The sequence below is a fragment of the Pseudomonas sp. K5002 genome (assembly GCF_013386655.1).
In the GTDB taxonomy this organism is placed as follows: domain Bacteria; phylum Pseudomonadota; class Gammaproteobacteria; order Pseudomonadales; family Pseudomonadaceae; genus Aquipseudomonas.
The window spans coordinates 1-711 of record NZ_JACARK010001181.1; the positions used below are offsets into that span (position 1 = coordinate 1).

The following is a 711-nucleotide window of genomic DNA, read 5'->3' on the forward strand; positions in this document are numbered from 1 at the left end:
CCGGTGCCCCGGCGGTCGCGGCTGGAGTCGAGCTTCAGGCCCATTTCACCCAGGGCGTCCACGCCAAACCCGACCACGCCTTCGGTATAGCCCGACTCCAGGCGCAGCACAAAACCTTGCGCCCATTCGTCTGCCTTGTTCTGCGGCGCGTTGGCCTGGCGAAAGTCGCGGTTCATGTAGAAATTGCGCAGGTCCAGGCTGGCCTTGCTGTCCTGGATGAAGTCGGCGTGGGCGACCAGAGGGCTAAACGCGGCGCACAGGCCAGCGCTTGCCGCCGTGCGAAAGAGGCACGAATGCATGAGGGGCGTTCCTTTTGTTGTTTTTGTTGGTAGAGCCCGCCACCAGGGCAGGGGCGGGCATATTGTTAACATGTTATCTTTAAGCTGAATAGCTGGATTAACAGGTTTTTATGAATTCGTTTCGAAATTAACGACTTGCTGCGTGCGTCGGGTTGCGCACGCGGGACACCGACTCTAAGCTTCGTCGCTTCGACCTCTATTGCGCGTGAACCATGCCCACCCCCAGACCGTCCCTTACGCTCACCTTGCTCCAGGCCCGCGAAGCGACCATGGCGTTCTTCCGGCCGTTGCTCAATGAACATGACCTGACCGAACAGCAGTGGCGGGTGATCCGCATCCTGCGCCAGCAAGGCGAACTCGAAAGCCACCAACTGGCGCACCTCGCATGCATCCTCAAGCCGAGCATGACCGG

The 711-nt window shown here is 60.1% G+C and carries 2 protein-coding genes; one reads left to right on the forward strand and one right to left on the reverse strand.

The features are described 5' to 3' along the window. The coding region (locus HX846_RS34645) for an OprD family outer membrane porin (RefSeq protein WP_178967196.1) at window positions 1-299 on the reverse strand (299 nt) is incomplete at its 3' end. A gap of 212 nt (window positions 300-511) precedes the next feature. Between HX846_RS34645 and HX846_RS34650 the strand changes: the two genes are divergently transcribed. After that, window positions 512-711 (forward strand): MarR family transcriptional regulator (locus tag HX846_RS34650; RefSeq protein ID WP_178967197.1); only part of this gene is annotated, 200 nt, incomplete at its 3' end.